At 50.6% G+C, this 2523-nt stretch carries 2 protein-coding genes and 1 pseudogene; 1 reads left to right on the top strand and 2 read right to left on the bottom strand.

Annotated elements, in window-relative coordinates:
* Positions 1–115 precede the first annotated feature (115 nt).
* Positions 116–823 (top strand): ComF family protein, encoded by a 708-nt coding sequence (locus COY37_RS03230; protein ID WP_286678886.1) that lies wholly within the window; start codon positions 116–118, stop codon positions 821–823.
* A 361-nt stretch (positions 824–1184) separates the two neighbouring features.
* Here COY37_RS03230 and COY37_RS03225 read toward each other — a convergent pair whose 3' ends face one another.
* The gene (locus COY37_RS03225; protein ID WP_286678889.1) at positions 1185–2084 is read right to left on the bottom strand and encodes an AEC family transporter; all 900 of its coding nucleotides are present in this window, start codon (positions 2082–2084) and stop codon (positions 1185–1187) included.
* Positions 2085–2092: 8 nt separating this feature from the next.
* A pseudogene (locus tag COY37_RS03220) lies at positions 2093–2523 on the bottom strand (S-methyl-5-thioribose-1-phosphate isomerase); the annotation flags it as partial.

Here is a 2523-nt window from a genome sequence, read left to right as displayed (position 1 = left end):
CAGCGACTGAAGAATCTTGGGTGCAGTCTCTTTGTTGAGAAGCAAAAGGGTCTAAGCTTAGATAAAGCACTGTAAAAGCTGAAGGTTTTAGCTGAGAGCTATTAAAGGAGGGGCAATGGTCGGGCTATTTAGAGGGCTTCTTGATCTGGTATTCCCACCGACGTGTAAGGTTTGCGGCCGCCAATCAAAACAAACCCTATGTGACCGCTGTATGGACAGTTTTCCCAAGATAGACGGGAGTATCTGCTTAAAATGCGGTAAGCCATGCCAGAGAGAGGTGGGCAGCTGCAGGGAGTGCGCGCATAAAACGCTTCACTTTTCCCGCGCCCGCTCGGCCGGGATATATGCGGGGTCGCTAAAGGAAGCCGTTCATCAGTTAAAATATAAAAACGGCAAGCGCCTTTCCCCCCACCTGGCCCGCTTTATCTTGGGTGTCGCAGGTGATTTCATCGATGATATTATTCATGATATTGATGTAATAGCATGTGTTCCGCTGAGTAGGTACAAGGAAGCCAAGCGCGGGTACAACCAATCACGGCTCATCGCTCAAGAACTCTCGGTATCACTCAATAAACCGCTCTCCAATTGTTTAATTAAAACCCATACCACCCCCGAGCAAAACAAACTCGGGCTCGCCGACCGCCCGCGTAATATCAAAGGCGCCTTCGCGGTAAAAAGCCCAATATACGGAAAGGTGTTGTTAATCGATGATGTATACACTACGGGCAGTACCGTTAGCGAGTGCGCACGCGTATTGCTGCAGGCGGGGGCCGAGGAGGTATTTGTGCTAACCGTCGCCCGGACGCCTTTCGCGGGCGGATAAAATACCTCCTCTGTTGTTAGCAACTAAAAATGCCTGTACAATACGTTATAGGTTTCCGCTTAGGTCTGTGGTTGCCCCGGCTTTGCGTATCCCGCAAAGCCGGGTAGTCCAAGCTAGACGCAGGCGAAAGGATCCACGTAAAGTATCCACATTTGGTTTTTTCGGCTAAATGCGAATGCCGAGCATGGTGCGTCTTAGGAGTAAGTCCTGCCGTTCCAGAGGACGAGAGGGGTTCCAGTGGTCCAAAAGGGGCTGCGAAGCCCCCGGCAGGCGAGTGTGGGGTCAAAGACCAGGTCAGCTAAGCGGAAACCTTCTTTTTAGGGCCAAGGGGCCGGGGATACGAAAGCGAGAGCACTTAACTTTAAGAAATGGCTTTTAAGAGATATTGCCATACCGGGATGGTAATCATGCTGAGCATGGTTGTGACGACGATAGCTGCCGGTAAAAAATCGGTATCCAAACCGTAACGTAACCCTACGACCAGCGACAGCAGGAAGCTCGGCATCGAGGCTTCGAGAACCATTATCCCCAAATCCGAGCCGGACATCCCTAATATATTGCCACCGAGCATCGCAACAATCGGGGCCACCACCAGCTTTATCAGCACGACCACTGCAATTGCGAGCGCATAGGTTCTTACTTCGGTCAGCTCGAGCGAAAGCCCTATGGTCAGCATTACCAGCGGAATCGTCGCCCCGGCTAAAAATCCAATCGTGTCCGTCAAAAAGTTGGGCAACCCTATACCAAGGCCCTTTACAACAAGCGCCACAAGAAGACCGATGAGCGGCGGAAATGTGAACACCTCTTTTATTATGTTTACCTTACCGTTCCCCTGCCCGTACCGTTGGGCGACCAGCAATCCGATGGTGAAGGTGAAGACAACCGTACCGGAGAGATCGTAGAACACGGCTTTGACGAGGTTCCCGATGCCAAAAAGCTGCAGGGTAAGCGGATAACCAAGGTAGCCGGTATTGCCTATTGCCGCAACAAGAAGGAACGCCCCGAACGTGGGGCGTTTTAAATGCAAAAAGCGCCCGACAATATATGCCACACCCATGCTTAACGCCGCAATCGCCAACGCTACCAGGGGTATCTTTAAAAGGGATAACGATATCCTGGACTCAAAAACGGCGCGAAAGATGAGCGCCGGCATCGTCAGGTAGATGATGATATTGTTTAAGATTAAGGTGTGGGCCTTCTCAAGAAGGCCCACCCTTTTACTTATAAACCCGATCGATATAAGTATCAGAATTGATAGGATTATAGTGATTAGTTCCGCGATTCAACTTCCCGCCTATCAAATAGTTTTGCGATAGCCTCACCGTAAGGGGGCTTCAACACTCCTCTATCGGTGATTATACCTGTTATCAGCTCATTAGGGGTAACATCAAATGCCGGGTTCGCGACGTTAATGCCGCTTGCCGCAATTGTTACACCACCGAACTTTGTTATCTCTTCCGGCGCCCTCTCCTCAATCGGGATTTTGCTTCCGTCGCTAAGCGACATGTCGATTGTTGAGGTAGGTGCGGCGACGTAGAACGGAATCTTATGCGCCTTTGCAAGAACCGCAATCGTATATGTGCCTATCTTGTTGGCAAAATCTCCGTTCGCCGTTATCCTGTCGGCGCCAACGATTACTTTATCAATTTTTCCAAGGGCCATGAAGTAACCGACCATGTTGTCGCAGATGAGGGTGACCG

Source organism: Candidatus Aquicultor secundus, from assembly GCF_002791875.1.
Taxonomy (GTDB): domain Bacteria; phylum Actinomycetota; class Aquicultoria; order Aquicultorales; family Aquicultoraceae; genus Aquicultor_A; species Aquicultor_A secundus.
The sequence above is the reverse complement of the archived record's forward strand: the minus strand, read 5'-3'. Positions and strand labels throughout refer to the sequence as shown.